Source organism: Streptomyces sp. NPDC005706, from assembly GCF_040631045.1.
GTDB lineage: Bacteria > Actinomycetota > Actinomycetes > Streptomycetales > Streptomycetaceae > Streptomyces.
Genome location: NZ_JBEXYS010000051.1, coordinates 1 through 14,482, shown reverse-complemented (window position 1 = coordinate 14,482; position 14,482 = coordinate 1). Strand labels below are relative to the sequence as shown.

Sequence of the window (14,482 nt, the reverse complement as noted above, 5' to 3'; positions counted from 1 at the left end):
GCCACCCCCGCTCCGGCCGGCAGGCTCCGCCTCGCGGCCGTCACGGTGGGGGGCAGGTGCGGCGGACCGCCCAGTGAGGCAGCGGACCCGCTCGGTCCGCGCCGCCTCACTGATCCGCGTCATCTCCACAGACACGTTCAACCGCCGCTGAGCGATCTTCACAATGGCGTTGATGACACTGACGGCCACGGTCACCATCGCTGCGGTGATCACAGGCTCCATTCCGCACCCTTCCCTTTCTCGTGCAGGCTTCCAGCCCACCCTCACGCACCTCGTGCACCTCAACAGTGCGCTTTCTCCTATGAGTTGTGACATCTGCCTGGTCACGAGACTGTTCCCGCGCGGGAAGAAGGCGGGGGCAGGGCAGCAGCACATCGTCATTCGGATGTGCGCTCCTGAAGTACACGCTGTGTGACGAGCGTTGGAGGGTGGCCAGCCAGATTCGTACTGCCTAGTCCTCCGGTCCCAGTGCGGGATCGGGTATGTCCGCTGCCGGTACCAGCGCCGTGACCGACCACCGGGCCGAGCCCACAGGTCGAAGGCTGGGCGCAGATCGAGGGCCTCTTCGCGGACCAGGCCGTCGGACCCGACGGAGTCCGCAGCACCATCGCGATGATGCGGACCCCGGACGGCCACGGCAAGCTGGAGCTCGCGCAGTACCACGCCTCCGCACCGTCGACGACGGCGGTGCGCGCAGCACGCGGCTCCCTCCACATGAGGGCCGCTGTCGTCGCCGGCCGGGCCAAGGACGCTGACGTGGCACCACCCACCGGCTGCCAGGTGCGGGGTGCGGCACCCGGGCGGCCTACCCGAGCTTCATGCCCCGAGTCTCGGCCGCCGTCACCAACAGCGCCAGCGACTACGCCCTGCACCGATACGCCACCAGCTGAGCAGGACCGGCATGCGGCACGGCGTTTCCCCCCGGCCCGAGCCCGGCGACGCTCTCCGTGCAGGAGATGACCGACGCGCTCACCGCAGGGGCCAGGCTCAGCGGCAACGAGCTGAAGCAGGCTGCCACCCACCTGATCACCTTGGGCAGCTGCATGGCCGACGGGCGGGCGGGCCGCGTGGTTGCGGGGCCGCGTAGCCGCCGCGCCCTTCCCGACCCCGCCCCCTCGGATACCGCAAAGCGCCGATGATCGACGCCCCTCTCGGGGGAATCGGCGGTGCTTCGCCCCGGATCGCCCTACTGTGATGTCCCGTCAACCGTTGGGACGATGCGGCGCGGGGTGAGGGTGGGTGTCGGGCGGCAAGGCCGGTCAAGAGGGACAGGACTGGCGCTGGCGGCTGGCCGCGGCGGGCGACGCCTTCGCCATGCGGGTGCTGGCCACCGCGCTGGCCGAGGACGGGCGTCACGACGAGGCCGTCGCCTGGTGGGAGAAGGCGATCGCGGCCGGAGACGAGACCGCGCTGCACCAACTCGCGGACCACGTCGGCACCAGGAGGCTGGAACGACAGCTACGCCGACGGGCCGAGAGCGGCGACGTGACCGCCATGGGCAACCTGGCGAAACGCCTCGTACGCAACAGCGGCGGCCAACGGCTCGCCGAAGCCGTCCACTGGCTGACGCTCGCCGTGCACGCGGGCGTCCCCTTGGAGCGGGAACTCGTCGCGGCCCTCGACAGCGCCGGACGGTCGGCCGAGGCGGAGGACCGGCTGCGGCACATGGCCGCCGCCGGTGATCTCCATGCGCTGCAGGACCTCGTCGGGCGGCTGCGCGAGGGCGACGACGCCGAGCGGCTCGACGAAGCGGTCGTCTGGCTGACCCGGGGCGTCGCAGCCGGTGAGCCCTGGGAGTGGGACCTCGTAGCCGTCCTCGACCGCGCCGGGCGCTCGGACGAGGCCGAGGCGCCGCTGCGGCGGCTGGCCGACCGCCATGACGTCGAGGCGGTGGCGACGCTGGTGCGGCGCGCCCCCGAGAACATGCGTGCGCAGGTGTCCCGGCGGGAGCTGGACGGGCCCGCTCGGGTGCGCGCCGTGGACCACATCCGCCGGGTCGCGGCCGCCCTCGCCCGTCTCGGCGTGCAGGAGGAGGCCGTCCGCTGGTGGGCGGCGGCGGACGCGCTCGACGACCGTGTCCTCTCCTCCCCCGCCGCGCGCCTGGCCGCCCGGCCGGCTCCGGCATCCGGGGCCCCGGACGCCGGTGTGGAGTGGCAGTTGCGGGAGATGGCCGCCACCGACGACGTGACGGCGACACGGGTGCTGGCCGGTCGTCTCGCGCGGACCGGCAGGACGGCCGAAGCCGTGCGACTGTGGACGCGCGCTGACGCCGCCGACGGCCGGCACTTCTGGGGCGGAGTTCTCGCGGAGCACGCCCTTGGCGACACCTCGGACACGGTGACGACTCGCGGCGGTCCGGTCAGCGCCTCGGGGGACGACATGGTGGCCGCCCGGGTGGCCGACGCCTCGCCCGCGGACGCCGCGGTCGAGGAGACCCCGGCCGGGACCGTACGAGAACCCGACACCGCTCCCGCTACGGCCACGCACCATCTGTCGGCCCAGATGCCCTCCCACGCCGGGCTGTCCGAACCGGTCAGCCTGGTCGTGCGGGTGCCGTTCGGGGCGGATCACGACGATGGCGGGGTGTCGGCCCCGCTGGCCGGGTTCCGGCCGGCGCCCGACGGCTCGCCGTTGACACTCATCGTGCGGGCGCCCGCCGGACTGGACCCCCAAGGCCCGCTGGAGCACACCCTGCTGGTGCCGCCCTTCGGTGCCCCCGCACCGGTGCGGTTCGCGTTCCTGACCCGGGAACCGGGCCTGCACCGCGTCCGGGTCAGCGCCTGGGCCGGGGGGACGTTCCTCACCGAGATCGGCCTGGAGGTGTCGGTGGAGCGCGACGGCCCCTACGCGGTGGAGCCGCCCAGCGCCGCCGACATGGGCGAGATGCGCGCCCACCCCGGCGAGGTCACGCTGCTCGTGGACCGGGTCGGCGACCAGTACACGTTCCGTCTCATCTCCGACCGGTGCATCTACGGCGCCGTCCTCGCGCAGGCCCTCACCGCCACTCCGGAAGCGGCCGCGGAGCGCGCGTACGCCATGCTGCAGAGACTGGCGGCGGGCCGCGGGGAGTACTCCGGAGCCCACGCCCGACGCTGGATGAAGGAGACGGGGGTGGGTCTGTGGACGGAGATGGTGCCAGACCCGATCAAGGAGCAGTTCTGGCAACTACGCGACCACATCACGGCGTTCAGCGTCGCCTCCGAGCACGACGTCCTCCCGTGGGAACTCCTCTACCCCGTCGCGCCGGGCCGTGACGAGGGGTTCCTGGTCCAGCAGTTCCCGGTCCTGCGCAACAGCCTGGGCCGGCCCCGCTCGTCCGCGCTGCCGATCGGTGAACCGCACTACGTCGTGTCCGCGCGGGCCCCGGTCAACGGCGACAGCGAGATCGAGTCGCTCCGCCGGATTCTCGGCACCGGAACCGTCGTCGACACGCTGGACGACGTCCTCACCGTCATCGACGCGGGCACGACGGGACCGCTCCACTTCACCTGCCACAACACCTTCGACCCCGGCGGCGGTTCGTCGATCCTCCTCGCGGACGGCCCCTTCGTCCCCGCTCTCCTGAACAGCGCCGTCGCCCGCCGCGCCCTGCAGGACGGCCGTCCGCTCATCTTCATCAACGCCTGCCGGGCGGCCGGAGCCGTCCCGCAGTACACCCGGATGCTCGGCTGGGCGCAGCAGTTCATGGGCGCGGGCGCCGGTGCCTTCGTGGGCACGCTGTGGGCGGTGCGCAGCGACAGCGCCCAGCGGTTCGCGGAAGCCTTCTACGCCTCCCTCTCGGCGGGGGAGCCGCTGGGCACGGCGGTGCACCGGGCCCGTTCCCACGCCGGGCACGACGAGAGTGACCCCACCTGGCTGGCGTACACGGTCTACGGCGATCCCGCCGCGATCGTCTCCACCCCCGTCCCCGCCGCTGCCCCTGCCGTCTTCAGTCCCGCCCGAATCGTCCCCACCCCCGTCACATACGAGGAAACGTGAACGTGACCGACGACGGCGTGCCCGTCGAGGAGCTAGTGGCCGCCGTCAGGCGGGCGGTCACGGAGTCGAGCATGTCGGCCACCGCGCCCGGGCGGGATCTGCGTGTCACCTCGGTGCGGCTCACCCTGCACGCCCTCGCCACTGCGAGGGCCGGCGGTTCCCTGGACTTCCGGCTCCCGTTCATCGGCATGAAACTCAGGATCGGGCGTACGGTGTCCCGCCGGGACACCCATGTCATCGAGATGACCCTCGTACCTCCCGACCTGGCGCAACAGCACGAGCTGCGGTACGGCACGGTGGACGCCGTCCTGGTCGACGCGATCACGATGATCCGCCGCGTGACGGCGTCGGCGCGGACCGGGGACGATCCCTTCCACCTCCAGGAGGGATCGGTGCGGCTGGAGTTCGCGATCACGGCGGACGGGTCCGTGTCCCTCGGTCTGGACGGCGCCCTGCACGAGGAGGTGACACACACCCTGCTCGTCACGGTGGCTCCCCCGGCGGACTGAACCCCGTTTGCTCTCAGGCCTGTTGGCAGCCGGGCGACGGCCGCGCGAGAGTCCCGGCGATGGAGGTCTGGGGAGTTGCTGACGCTGTGGGGGCGTTCGTCGCGCTCGTCGACGAGGGCTTCGACCGGCCAGGACGGCCGGCCTCCTCGGCCGAGGCGCGGGGCGCGCCAAACCCGCTGCTCGCCGTCCTCAAGGGCACCAGCACGTACACGGACACCCTGCCCTCGGCGGCCGGCGCGCTGCGAGACCTGTGGCGGCGCACCTGTGTGCGCGTCGCGTCGGCGTGGCGCGCGTACTTCACTGCCGCTTATGCCGCCTTCGCCGAGAGGACGTACCAGGCCGGCCCGCTGGAACTGCAGTCTCTTGGGGCTTAGCGGTGCGGCTCTTCGCTAGGTTGGCTCTCTGCCCGGCAAGCGGCCGCGCCACCCGGTGCAACCGTGCCGCCTGCGTCGTGGAAGCCATCGACCATGCTGCTGGCCTATGTGCCCCTCGCGCGTCTCGCTGCGCACTGCCTGGTGCGGTCCTGACCTCGCTGCCGGCTGCTGGCCTCTGTCCGGTCGGCACGTCGCGCAGGAGGACTGTGCGCAGCGGCCCCGCAGGCAGGAGGAGCAGGGTTCCGCTGCTGGGCCTGCGGGGCCGATGCATCACTCACGTACCCTGCGATGCGCCCGATACGCCCGATCCCTCCCAACAGCCCGGACGGGAAGTCTTGTTACGCGAGTGGGGCCCGGCCGTATTCGGCCGGGCCCCACTCACCTCGCGCGCGTGGCGCGCTCCTCGCGTCTATCGGCTACCAGCGGTACCAGCGGCCCTTGCGGCCGCCGCTGTCCGCGGTGCGGACGACGAAGCCCAGCAGCCACACGACGAGCACGATCACCGCGATCCACCACAGCGCCTTCAGCGCGAAGCCCGCGCCGAAGAGGATCAGGGCCAGCAGAAGAACCAGAAGCAGGGGAACCATCGTTATCAACCTCCTGGCCACCATGTGCCCTTGCCTCAAGGTGACAAGCCCACAAAGTGGGGGTTATTTCCGCGCGGTACGGGGCATGTGCGGGCGCCGCGCGCCATGTCTGGTTCCCCCGGCCCCGTTCCTCACGCAGCGCAGAGCGCCTCGTCAACCGCGGTGTGCGGGCCTGGGTCAGGGAGTGTCGCCGAAGTAGTGGAAGCGGCAGGCGACCCCAGGGCCTGATCTGCGCGGCTCGTCGGCTCTGGGGTCGTACAGGGCGCGGCCGCCGGGCCACCGCGACAGCTCGGTGGCCAGGGCGACGCCTCCGTCGACTTCCTGCGCCGTCCAGCCGGTGATGTCCAGCAGCAGACCGTCCAAGGGTCCGCCGACGAGCGTCGCGTACGTCCGTGCGGGCAGAGGGCCGGGGTTGGGGTCGTCGTGGTCGCAGCCGTAGACCCGGCCACGCAGCAACTGCTCATCGCCGTTCATGCGACCAGCGTTCCAGCCGCCACCGACAACGGGTTCTTCGCCCGCTGTCCGGGCCCATGGACACCACACGCGGTGAGCAGCAGGCTGCTCTGTCCTTGGGGGCGCGTAGCGTAGGCACGCGCGTACGAGGTGGGGGCCGGCCGGCGCCCACCTCGTCGGCCCGGCTCCCTACGCCTCGGCCGCGGCCGGCACCGGGGGGCTCGGCTCCGGTGCCGGTGCCGGTGCCGGTCGTGCGGGGCGCAGGTCGGGGATGAGGCGCAGCCCGGGGCTCAGTGTGCTGTAGCAGGCCAGCGGCATGCCCGGCTCCAGGAGCGGCCGGCCCGCCGACCGTAGTGATCAGCCGGGAGCCGCGTTCTTCACCGGCTCCCGGCTGCCTCGGCCGCACCGCCGCCAGTCCCCCGGCGAACAGGCCCACGGCGCCGCCGGCCAGCAGTCCTGGGGGAGAAGAGCATTCGCGTGTGGTGACGCCAGACGTCCCCGGGGCCGAGGTCCCTCGGCTCGGTCTCCAGCTCCGGGATCATGCCGCGCGCGAAGCGCGCCAACGGGAAGGGGGCCACGATGGTCCCGGCCTCCAGGTCGGCGGCACGCCCTCGCAGCAGGACGCCGCCGACGTCAGCGCGCGAACTTCTCCATGGCCGCTGGGGTGACGGGGGTGAAGAAGTTGACGAGGTTGCCGTCGGGGTCCCGGAACAGCAGCGACCGGTTGCCCCAGGGCATCGTGGTGGGCTCGTTGACGAAGTCGGTGACGAAGCCGGTCAGGTTCTGGTGCACGCGGTCCACGTCGTCGACGAGGAACTCGGTGATGACGCTGTGGTTGTCCGCCGGGCGGGCAGAGCCTGGGGCGAACAGCGGGACGGTGCGGGTGCCGGCGATCGCGAGGGTGGCGCCCGCGGTCTTGAGTTCGGCGAAGTCCTCGGTGGCCCATATCGCCTGCGTCTGTGTGGCTCGCTCGTAGAACTCGACGAGGCGTGCCACGTCGCTGGTGATGATGCGGATCGAGACGAAGTCCACGGGAATCTCCTTGGCTGTGCTGCAGGTGCTGCAGGCGTGCATGTCGCAGGCTAGAAGGAATAGGGGACAGAATCGGTCCTGTATTCGCGCTAGGTTTGCGAACATGTCCCGACCCACCGGCCGCGTGCTGACACTCCTGGAGCTGCTGCAATCGGGCGGCACCCGGACCGTGGCCGAGCTCGCCGACCGGCTCGGCGTCGAGGGGCGAACGGTGCGGCGGTATGTGGGCCAGCTGACCGACCTGGACGTGCCCGTGGAATCGGTGCGGGGCCGTTACGGCGGGTACCGGCTCGCCCCCGGGTACCGCTTGCCTCCGCTGATGCTCAGCGACGACGAGGCGCTGGCCGTGTTGCTCGGTCTGGTCGCCGGCCGTCGAGCGGGCTTGACGGCGGCGGAGCGCACGGCGAGCGAGACGGCGTCGGCGAAGATCCGGCGGGTGCTGCCCAGGCACATCGCCCGTCGGCTCGACACACTCGTGGAGGCTCTCGCCTTCACGGAACAGTCCGGCGAAACCCTGGACACCCCGGACGCCGAGGTCCTGCTCACCATCGCCGATGCGGTACGCCACCGCCGGCCGGTGGCGATCCGCTACATCGACCGCGACGGACGGCGTAGCGAGCGGACGCTGCACGCGTACGGGATCGTCGCTCATGCGGGCCGGTGGTACGTCACGGGCAAGGACGCCCGGATCGGCGAGGACCGGACCTTCCGGCTCGATCGCATCGCAGACCCAAGGACCCTGCCCGGCTCATTCGAAGCGCCCGCGGGCCCCGGTCCGGCGCAGCGGGTGCTGTCGGCGTTCGCCACGGCCGAGTACCGGTATCAAGTGACCTTGCGAATCCAGGGGACGGTTGAGCAGATCCGCGCCCACCTTCCCGCCGGCGTCGCGCGCCTGGAGGAGTACGCGCCCCTGGCAGGCGAGGAGCGGGCGGCCGAGCGCTGGCTGCGCGTCGAGCTGCGAGTGGAGCGGCTCGACTGGCTGCCTCTCGTCCTCGCCTCACTCGACCGGCCGTTCGTCATCGAGCGCCCCGATGAGCTGCGCGGCCTCGTCATCGCGCTCGCCGATCGCCTCACGTCCTCCGCCCGCCAGGCCTGACAGCGAGGGACTGAGTGGAAAGTACTCCGAGGCCGGCATCCTTGATCGCTTCTGCAGCCTCGACCAGCACCCCGCTGTCCGATCTTCGGGTAACCGAGTTGCTGGTCGGCAGTACGACACCGAGCGCGCCGGCGTGCCCGGTGACCGGAGTTCTTGAGCGCAGGCCCCTGTCTTCAGGGAGGGGTTAGCTCATCCTCGGCGCGAGCCGCGCAGCGGCGGAGTTCGCTGCGTTGTCAGTGGCCGCCGGTACGGTGATCACATCAAGTGGAACACCGGCCTTCACCAGCGCCGCGAGTACCGGCGGCGCGGTGCGTGGATGAACTACGTGCCGCAGTGCGCCGAGCTGGCCGCCGCCAAACCCGATCATCCGTGGTTGAAGGCCGCTCCGTCGCACGCGCTTCAGCAGACCCTGAAGGATCTGGACCGGGCGTGCCGGGAGCATGGAACGTTCAGGGTGCGGTGGCGGTCCAAAGCCCGTTGGTCGCCCTCGTTCAGGTTCCCTGACTCCAAATGAATCCAGGTGGAGCGCCTGGGCCGCAAGTGGGGCCGGGTGAAGCTGCCGAAGCTGGGATGGGTCCGCTTGCGGTGGTCGCGCCCGCTGGGCGGCGAGGTCCGCTCGGCCACTGTGTCCCGTAAGGGTGCCCACTGGTTCGTGTCGTTCCTGGTGGACGACCAGGCCGTCATGCCCGAGCGGCATGCGATGCCGGGCACGATCGTCGGGATCGACCGGGGCGTGAAGTCGGCCGCGGTCACCTCTGACGGCGAATTCCACGATCGGCAGTTCATTACTGCCGGCGAATCCGCACGCTACCGTCGGCTTCAGCAACGCCTGGCCCGCTCCAGGCGGGCAAGCGCCAACCGCCGTAAAACGATCACCGCACTGAACGCCATCATGGGCGGGGTCGCGGACCGGCGCGGCGACTTCTGCGCGCAGACCGCCTTGCGGATCGTCGCGAAGAACGCCCTCGTCGTGCTGGAAGACCTGCGGATCACAAACATGTCCGCCTCAGCATCCGGAACCCTTCAGGCCCCCGGCACCCGCGTGGCCCAGAAGCGGGGCTTGAACCGGGCCATCCTCGACAAGGGATGGCACCGCCTCGAACTCGCCCTCACAGGCGCGGCCCGGTACACGGGCACAACCGTGGTGAAAGTCCATCCCGCGTACACGTCGCAAAGGTGCTCCGCCCGCGGCTTCGTCTCGGAAGGAAACCGTGAGAGCCAAGCGGCCTTCCGGTGCAAAGCCGCAGGCTGCGGATACACCGCGCACGCCGACGTCAATGCGGCCATCAACATCAAACACGCGGGCGGGCAGCCCGTGTCAGCCTGTGGAGACCTCGCCGCCAGGCGGTCTGTGAAGCAGGAACCTGTAAGCCGGGCGACCGGCCGAACCCCCTCATAGGGGAATCCCCCTCGTTCACGAGGGGGAGGACGTCAAGGAGTCTTGGACCTCGCGATCGGCTCGGACGGCGAGAACGCGGGCGCCCGCGAGGGCTACGGGTCCGCAAAGAGGTGCCACGCTCCGGCCGTAGGTCAGCCGATGTGCCAGGTGAAGCTGCCGCCGTTGTTGGCTGCGACGACGAACATCACGATCATGAGAACGATGTCGGCCACTCCGAGGCCGATGGCCCACTTCGCCATCGCGGAGCCGGTCTGACGCAGTGCCACGGCACCGAAGACGACGGCCAGCGGCCCCAGGACGATGGGCAGGAGAAAGAGGCCGAGGATGCCGCAGACCAGTCCCGCGATCGCCAGTCCACTCGTCCGGCTCGTCTTGTGCGTGCCTGTGCTGTAGGACGACATCGGCCCCTCCCAGAGTGTGGCGATGAGCTTGTTCTCTCTCCTTCGGTTTTCTTCTGGTTGCCCGTCACGGCCGGGTCATGCCTCGGCAGGCACGGCAAGTCCTGGTGTGGGGAGCGCAGTTGAGACATATCTGCTCTGCCGGTGTCCCTCGGTGCCCAGCACAGCCTCACCGCATCGCCGCAGCGCTTGCCGGCAGGGCGGGCCAGGAAGGGAGCTCCCCTACCGCGGGTGGGCGGCTCTCCGCCCGGGAGGTGCTCGCCGTGACGTCAGCAGTGGGGAAGGAGGCGTGCCACCCCCGCCCCCGGCGAAGCCTCCACGGGCCTGCCGCGGAGACTCCCCTTTTTTCAGCGGGTGGTCAGCAGGCCCTCACGCAAACGGGCCAGGCAGCGGGACAGGAGCCGGGAGACGTGCATCTGCGAGACACCCAGGCGTTCGCCGATCTGGGCCTGGGTGAGTTCCTCCACGAACCGCATGTGAATGATCTGCCGGTCCCGCTCATCGAGGTCGGCGATCAGCGGGGCCAGGGAGTGGAAGTCCTCCACCAGCTCCAGCGCGGTGTCCTCGAGGCCGATGAAGTCCTGCAGGACGCTCTCGCCGTCCTCGCTGCCGCCGATGGCGGCGTCCAGGGAGGAAGAGTTGTAGCCGTTGGAAGCCAGGCGGGCCTCACGCACCTCTTCCTCGGACAGGCTCATCAGCTCCGACAGTTCCTTGACCGTCGGGTCGCGGTCCAGTCGGCTGCGCAGCTCCTCGGTCGCTCTGGCGAGCTGGACGCGGGCCTCCTGCAGCCGGCGCGGCACGTGCACGGCCCAGGTGGTGTCGCGGAAGAACCGCTTGATCTCCCCCACGATGTAGGGGATCGCGAAGGAGGTGAACTCCGCCTCCCGCGACAGCTCGAACCGGTCGATCGCCTTGATCAGGCCGATCATGCCGACCTGGACGATGTCCTCCATCTCCTCCGCACCCCGGCTGCGGAACCGGCCGGCCGCATACCGGACCAGGGACATGTTCATCTCGATCAGCGTGTTGCGGGCGTAGCTGAACTCTGCGGTGCCCTCTTCCAGCACCGCCAACTGCTCGAAGAACAACCGGGAGAGTTCCCGGGCGTCCTTCGGCGCCACTCGGGCAGGATCGGCAACTTCCGGCAGCTCGGTCGCCTGCGTGTCCAGTGTGCTCATGAGCGCCATGAAGGTCCCCTCCCGGATGCGAGTTCGTGCCACGTCCGCCGTGCCCAGCGGCCGACGAGGCGGCGGTTACCCCCTATTTTCCCACCCATGCCTGCCACCACATGAACGAGGGGCCGGAACTCAGCGGGGCCGTTCAGCGGGGGCCCGACGTGTGCTACCGGGCAGGTCATGGGGCGCGCCGCGACGACGCCATGGCAGCGGGGCCGACCTCCGGCACCGAATTCGTTCACGGACGCAGCCCATGGTCCACGTCCGATGGCCGTGGTGGACACCGCCGGCGGCCGTTGCCACCGCGTCGGCGTACGCCCCGGCCGAGCGTGATCAGCCAGGGCGGTTTCACAGGGGCCCACGTCCGAAGACGGCACCACCGGGGTCGTCGGCCAGGGCGATGCGGGCGGTGATGCGTTTGCCGACCGGCTCGCGCTGCGCTTCGAAGCCCTGGCAGACGGCCATCACGATCTCCAGACCGTGCTGGCCCACCCGGCCCGCGTCCGCGGCCCGGGCGATGGGCAGTACGGGGTCGGAGTCCCACACCACGATCTCGACCACGTCGCCGGCGATCCGCAGGTCCAGCAGCACCGGCCCCGGCGCGTACTTGCGGGCGTTGGTGACCAGCTCACTGACGACCAGCCGGGTGAGGTCCATCGCGCGCTGCGAGACGGGCAGACCGTGGTCTGCCTGGACACGGGTGAGGAAGTCGGCGGCCAGGTGGCGGGCCTGGGCGATGACGGTGCCGTCGCCGTCCAGCGCCGCCGTGGTCTGGATGGCCTCTCCGCCCGGCGTGACGCTGTCCTCTCCTACGGGCGCTGGTTCCCTCACAGCCGCCTTCACTATGCGGTTCACGCCGCGCGTATACCCCCGCCGATGAGTGCGACACCTGCCGCCCGGCCGTCAGCTCCGTCTCACCGGGGGCACCACCTGGTACTCGCAGGTCAGCACTCCTGACGAGCATCCGGTTCGATCACTTCTGACGGTCCTTCCCCGCCGCGGCGGGCGAATGCCCCGCAGGGCTGCTGCCCCGGCCCCCGCCTCGAGCGAGTCGCCGGCAGAACCCCGCCCAGTGCCTGAGTGCGCTTGCCGGGGTAGGGCGGCGTGCGGTCATCTCCGCTGCCTGTGCGCGGCTTGCGCGGTGGAGCGGTCGGGGTGGATGGGGAAGACCTGGTTGATGCCGGTGAGGTCCAGCAGGTGCTGCACGGGTGGGCCGGGTGCGATGAGGTCGATGGTGCCGTCGACGTCGTGGAGGGCTCGCCTGGCCTGGAGCAGGCAGGTCAGGCCGGTGGAGTCGATGAAGGACAGCCCGGACAGGTCCAGCAGGACCACCGGGTGGGTGTGGCGCAGCAGTGTGTGCAGAGTCCGAGTGAGCTGGGCGCTGGTGTGGTGGTCGAGAGCGCCTTGCAGGGTGAGCAGGACAGTCTGGCCGGGCAGAGCCTCGGTGTGCACGGTGAGCGCGGCTGCGGAGCCCGGCGAGTCGGCCTGATGGTCGGGCATGGTCTGCTGCCTCCTTCTCCGCCGCGTGGCCTGTGTCTCGTCATGCGCAGAAGCGCTGGCGTCAGGGGGTGAGGCGGTCCTGATCGGGGTCCCGCCATTCGGCGAGCAGGATGGTGGCGTCGTCGTCGAGGTGGCCGTCGTGGTGGTCGAGGACGGAGTGGATGAGCCGGCGCAGCGTCTCGTGGACGGTGAGGCGGTCGGCGTGGTGGCGTACGAGGTAATCGGTGAACCGTTTGAGACCGAGCTCCCGCCCTTGTGCGTCGCGGGCTTCGATGACGCCGTCGGTGTAGAGGACGAGCCGGTCACCGGGGTGCATCTGGTCCTGGCAGACGGCCACCGGCAGTCCCAGGGCGACGCCCATGGGCCCGCCCGGCGGGCAGTGCAGGTCACTGGGCCAGCGTCCCGAGCGCAACAGTACGGGCAGGTGGTGACCGCGGTTGATCCAGGTCAGCCGCCCGGTTGCCATGTCGAGATCGGCGAGGATTCCGGTGACGTAGCGGCTGGGGCCGAACTGCTCGACCAGGGCGTCTTCGACCGCCTGGGAGGTCTGCACGAGGTCGGCGCCCTGGCGGCGGGCATTGCGGCAGGTGGCCACGGCCATGTTGGCGGTCAGGCCCGCTCGGGCGTCGTGGCCCATGGCGTCGAACATGAACAGATGCAGCACATGGTCGGAGACCGCGTAGTCGAAGGCGTCGCCGCCGACCTCGTAGGCCGGCTCCGAGACCGCGGCGACGGTGGTACGGCGGCCTGCGAAGGCCGAGGGCGGGGTCAGGTGCCACTGCATCTCGGCGGCGACGCTCATCGGTGCGGTGCGGGTCAAACGTGCGTAGGAGTCGCTGAAGGCCCGCTTGCTCAGCAACAGCAACGCCACCATCGACGTCAGTGCGCGCAGCGCGTCCCGGGTGGCCTGATCGTCCTGGTCGGCGTCCGCGCGCAGCACTCCGAGCCGTTCCACCCCGTCGGTGACGGGCGCCCACCAGCGGCAGCGGTCGCGCCCGGAGGGGGCCGGGGGCTCGGTGACCAGGTCCACCCGCTGGAAGGCCCTTCCGGCCAGGGTCGCATCGACGGCCAGTTCCAGACCGCCCCCACCGGCGTCCGAACCCCGGCCGGTGACCTCGCGCAACACCTCGCCCTGCACGTCCACGAGGAAGAACGCCACATCGTGCAGGCCCGCCGGCTCGACGCTGTCGGCCACCATGCGGGGCAGTTCCTCCAACGCCGCCACATGGCTGGCCAGCATCAGCTCGGTCAGCGCACTGTTCACCTTCACGGGGTCGATCACAAGAGGACTCACCTCTCCCGGGCGTCTTCCGGCAGCCCGCTCGCAGGGCCGGGTGTCTACCGACTACCCCGTGCCGGGAAGCGGAGCACCGCCGGCGTTCCCCTCGACGCGGTCGTCCGCGGTCGAAGAAGGCGCCGGGAAGGCCTATCCAGCGTCGCCGCCGCCCGCTTTCGCCGGGCACTGCATCGGCGTGCTGCGTGTACCGGCTCCGGTCCCGGCGTGAGGTGGTGCGGTGCCGTGGCGGGCGCCGGGTCCGCTCCGCGGTCGGTGTTCGAGGCCGGGCCCGGCGCTCTTGCTCAGGTCGAGGTGTTCGGCTGCGGCGGACCGCCCTGGGTGCGCAGTTGCTCGTTGATGCGCTGGGCTTCTTCGAGTTGGTCTTCGAGGATGATGATGCGGCAGGCTGCCTCGATGGGAGTGCCCTGGTCGACGAGTTCGCGGGCCCGGGCGGCGATGCGCAGTTGGTAGCGGGAGTAGCGGCGGTGGCCGCCTTCGGAGCGCAGGGGGGTGATCAGGCGGTGCTCCCCGAGGGCGCGGAGGAAGGCGGGGGTGGTGCCGAGCATCTCGGCGGCCCGGCCCATGGTGTAGGCGGGGTAGTCGGCGTCGTCGAGGTTGTCGACGGGCCGGGTACTGGCAGGGGGCATAGACCTCTTCTTTCAAGGACGCGTCGGGGGGCCCGGGTTGCCGTACGGCAACCCGGGC

15 protein-coding genes and 1 pseudogene are annotated in these 14,482 nt (G+C 70.9%); 7 read left to right on the top strand and 9 right to left on the bottom strand.

Annotation, left to right across the window (positions count from 1 at the left end):
• Positions 1-172: 172 nt before the first annotated feature.
• From ABZ478_RS37980 to ABZ478_RS37960, 5 genes and pseudogenes are all read left to right on the top strand, one after another.
• Positions 173-415, top strand: coding sequence for a hypothetical protein (locus ABZ478_RS37980; protein ID WP_359557205.1), 243 nt, complete (start codon positions 173-175; stop codon positions 413-415).
• A gap of 116 nt (positions 416-531) precedes the next feature.
• Positions 532-672: pseudogene (locus ABZ478_RS37975) on the top strand (VOC family protein); the annotation flags it as partial.
• Between the two features lie 567 nt (positions 673-1,239).
• A complete protein-coding gene (locus ABZ478_RS37970; protein WP_359557203.1) occupies positions 1,240-3,978 on the top strand; it encodes a CHAT domain-containing protein in 2,739 nt (912 codons plus the stop codon).
• A 2-nt stretch (positions 3,979-3,980) separates the two neighbouring features.
• The gene (locus tag ABZ478_RS37965; RefSeq protein WP_359557202.1) at positions 3,981-4,487 is read left to right on the top strand and encodes a trypco2 family protein; all 507 of its coding nucleotides are present in this window, start codon (positions 3,981-3,983) and stop codon (positions 4,485-4,487) included.
• A gap of 86 nt (positions 4,488-4,573) precedes the next feature.
• A complete protein-coding gene (locus ABZ478_RS37960; protein ID WP_359557201.1) occupies positions 4,574-4,861 on the top strand; it encodes a hypothetical protein in 288 nt (95 codons plus the stop codon).
• 416 nt (positions 4,862-5,277) lie between these two features.
• Here the strand turns inward: ABZ478_RS37960 and ABZ478_RS37955 are convergent, their stop codons facing one another.
• The 3 genes from ABZ478_RS37955 to ABZ478_RS37945 form a co-directional block, all read right to left on the bottom strand.
• Complete coding sequence (locus ABZ478_RS37955; RefSeq protein ID WP_011113206.1) at positions 5,278-5,448, bottom strand: hypothetical protein; 171 nt, start codon at positions 5,446-5,448, stop codon at positions 5,278-5,280.
• 177 nt (positions 5,449-5,625) lie between these two features.
• Positions 5,626-5,922, bottom strand: coding sequence for a hypothetical protein (locus ABZ478_RS37950; RefSeq protein ID WP_359557198.1), 297 nt, complete (start codon positions 5,920-5,922; stop codon positions 5,626-5,628).
• 612 nt (positions 5,923-6,534) lie between these two features.
• Positions 6,535-6,933, bottom strand: a complete 399-nt coding sequence (locus ABZ478_RS37945) for a VOC family protein (RefSeq protein WP_359557196.1) — start codon at positions 6,931-6,933, stop codon at positions 6,535-6,537.
• A gap of 103 nt (positions 6,934-7,036) precedes the next feature.
• Here ABZ478_RS37945 and ABZ478_RS37940 point away from each other — a divergent pair, with 103 nt between their 5' ends.
• Together ABZ478_RS37940 and ABZ478_RS37935 are read left to right on the top strand one after the other, a co-directional pair.
• Positions 7,037-8,029: a YafY family protein gene (locus tag ABZ478_RS37940; RefSeq protein ID WP_359557194.1), complete on the top strand. Its 993-nt coding sequence runs from the start codon at positions 7,037-7,039 to the stop codon at positions 8,027-8,029.
• Positions 8,030-8,549: 520 nt separating this feature from the next.
• The gene (locus ABZ478_RS37935; RefSeq protein ID WP_359557192.1) at positions 8,550-9,428 is read left to right on the top strand and encodes a transposase; all 879 of its coding nucleotides are present in this window, start codon (positions 8,550-8,552) and stop codon (positions 9,426-9,428) included.
• A 131-nt stretch (positions 9,429-9,559) separates the two neighbouring features.
• On the opposite strand, the gene ABZ478_RS37930 is transcribed toward ABZ478_RS37935, so the two are convergent.
• The 6 genes from ABZ478_RS37930 to ABZ478_RS37905 all read right to left on the bottom strand — a co-directional run bounded on the left by ABZ478_RS37930 (position 9,560) and on the right by ABZ478_RS37905 (position 14,424).
• Positions 9,560-9,829 (bottom strand): DUF4190 domain-containing protein, encoded by a 270-nt coding sequence (locus ABZ478_RS37930; RefSeq protein WP_359557190.1) that lies wholly within the window; start codon positions 9,827-9,829, stop codon positions 9,560-9,562.
• A 344-nt stretch (positions 9,830-10,173) separates the two neighbouring features.
• The gene (locus tag ABZ478_RS37925; RefSeq protein WP_359557187.1) at positions 10,174-11,004 is read right to left on the bottom strand and encodes an RNA polymerase sigma factor SigF; all 831 of its coding nucleotides are present in this window, start codon (positions 11,002-11,004) and stop codon (positions 10,174-10,176) included.
• Positions 11,005-11,349: 345 nt separating this feature from the next.
• Positions 11,350-11,832: an ATP-binding protein gene (locus tag ABZ478_RS37920; RefSeq protein WP_359557184.1), complete on the bottom strand. Its 483-nt coding sequence runs from the start codon at positions 11,830-11,832 to the stop codon at positions 11,350-11,352.
• Between the two features lie 279 nt (positions 11,833-12,111).
• The gene (locus ABZ478_RS37915; protein ID WP_359557182.1) at positions 12,112-12,501 is read right to left on the bottom strand and encodes an STAS domain-containing protein; all 390 of its coding nucleotides are present in this window, start codon (positions 12,499-12,501) and stop codon (positions 12,112-12,114) included.
• 61 nt (positions 12,502-12,562) lie between these two features.
• On the bottom strand, positions 12,563-13,771 hold the full coding sequence (locus ABZ478_RS37910; RefSeq protein ID WP_359557179.1) for a PP2C family protein-serine/threonine phosphatase: 1,209 nt from the start codon (positions 13,769-13,771) through the stop codon (positions 12,563-12,565).
• A 308-nt stretch (positions 13,772-14,079) separates the two neighbouring features.
• On the bottom strand, positions 14,080-14,424 hold the full coding sequence (locus tag ABZ478_RS37905) for a MerR family transcriptional regulator (RefSeq protein ID WP_359557176.1): 345 nt from the start codon (positions 14,422-14,424) through the stop codon (positions 14,080-14,082).
• Positions 14,425-14,482: the final 58 nt, after the last annotated feature.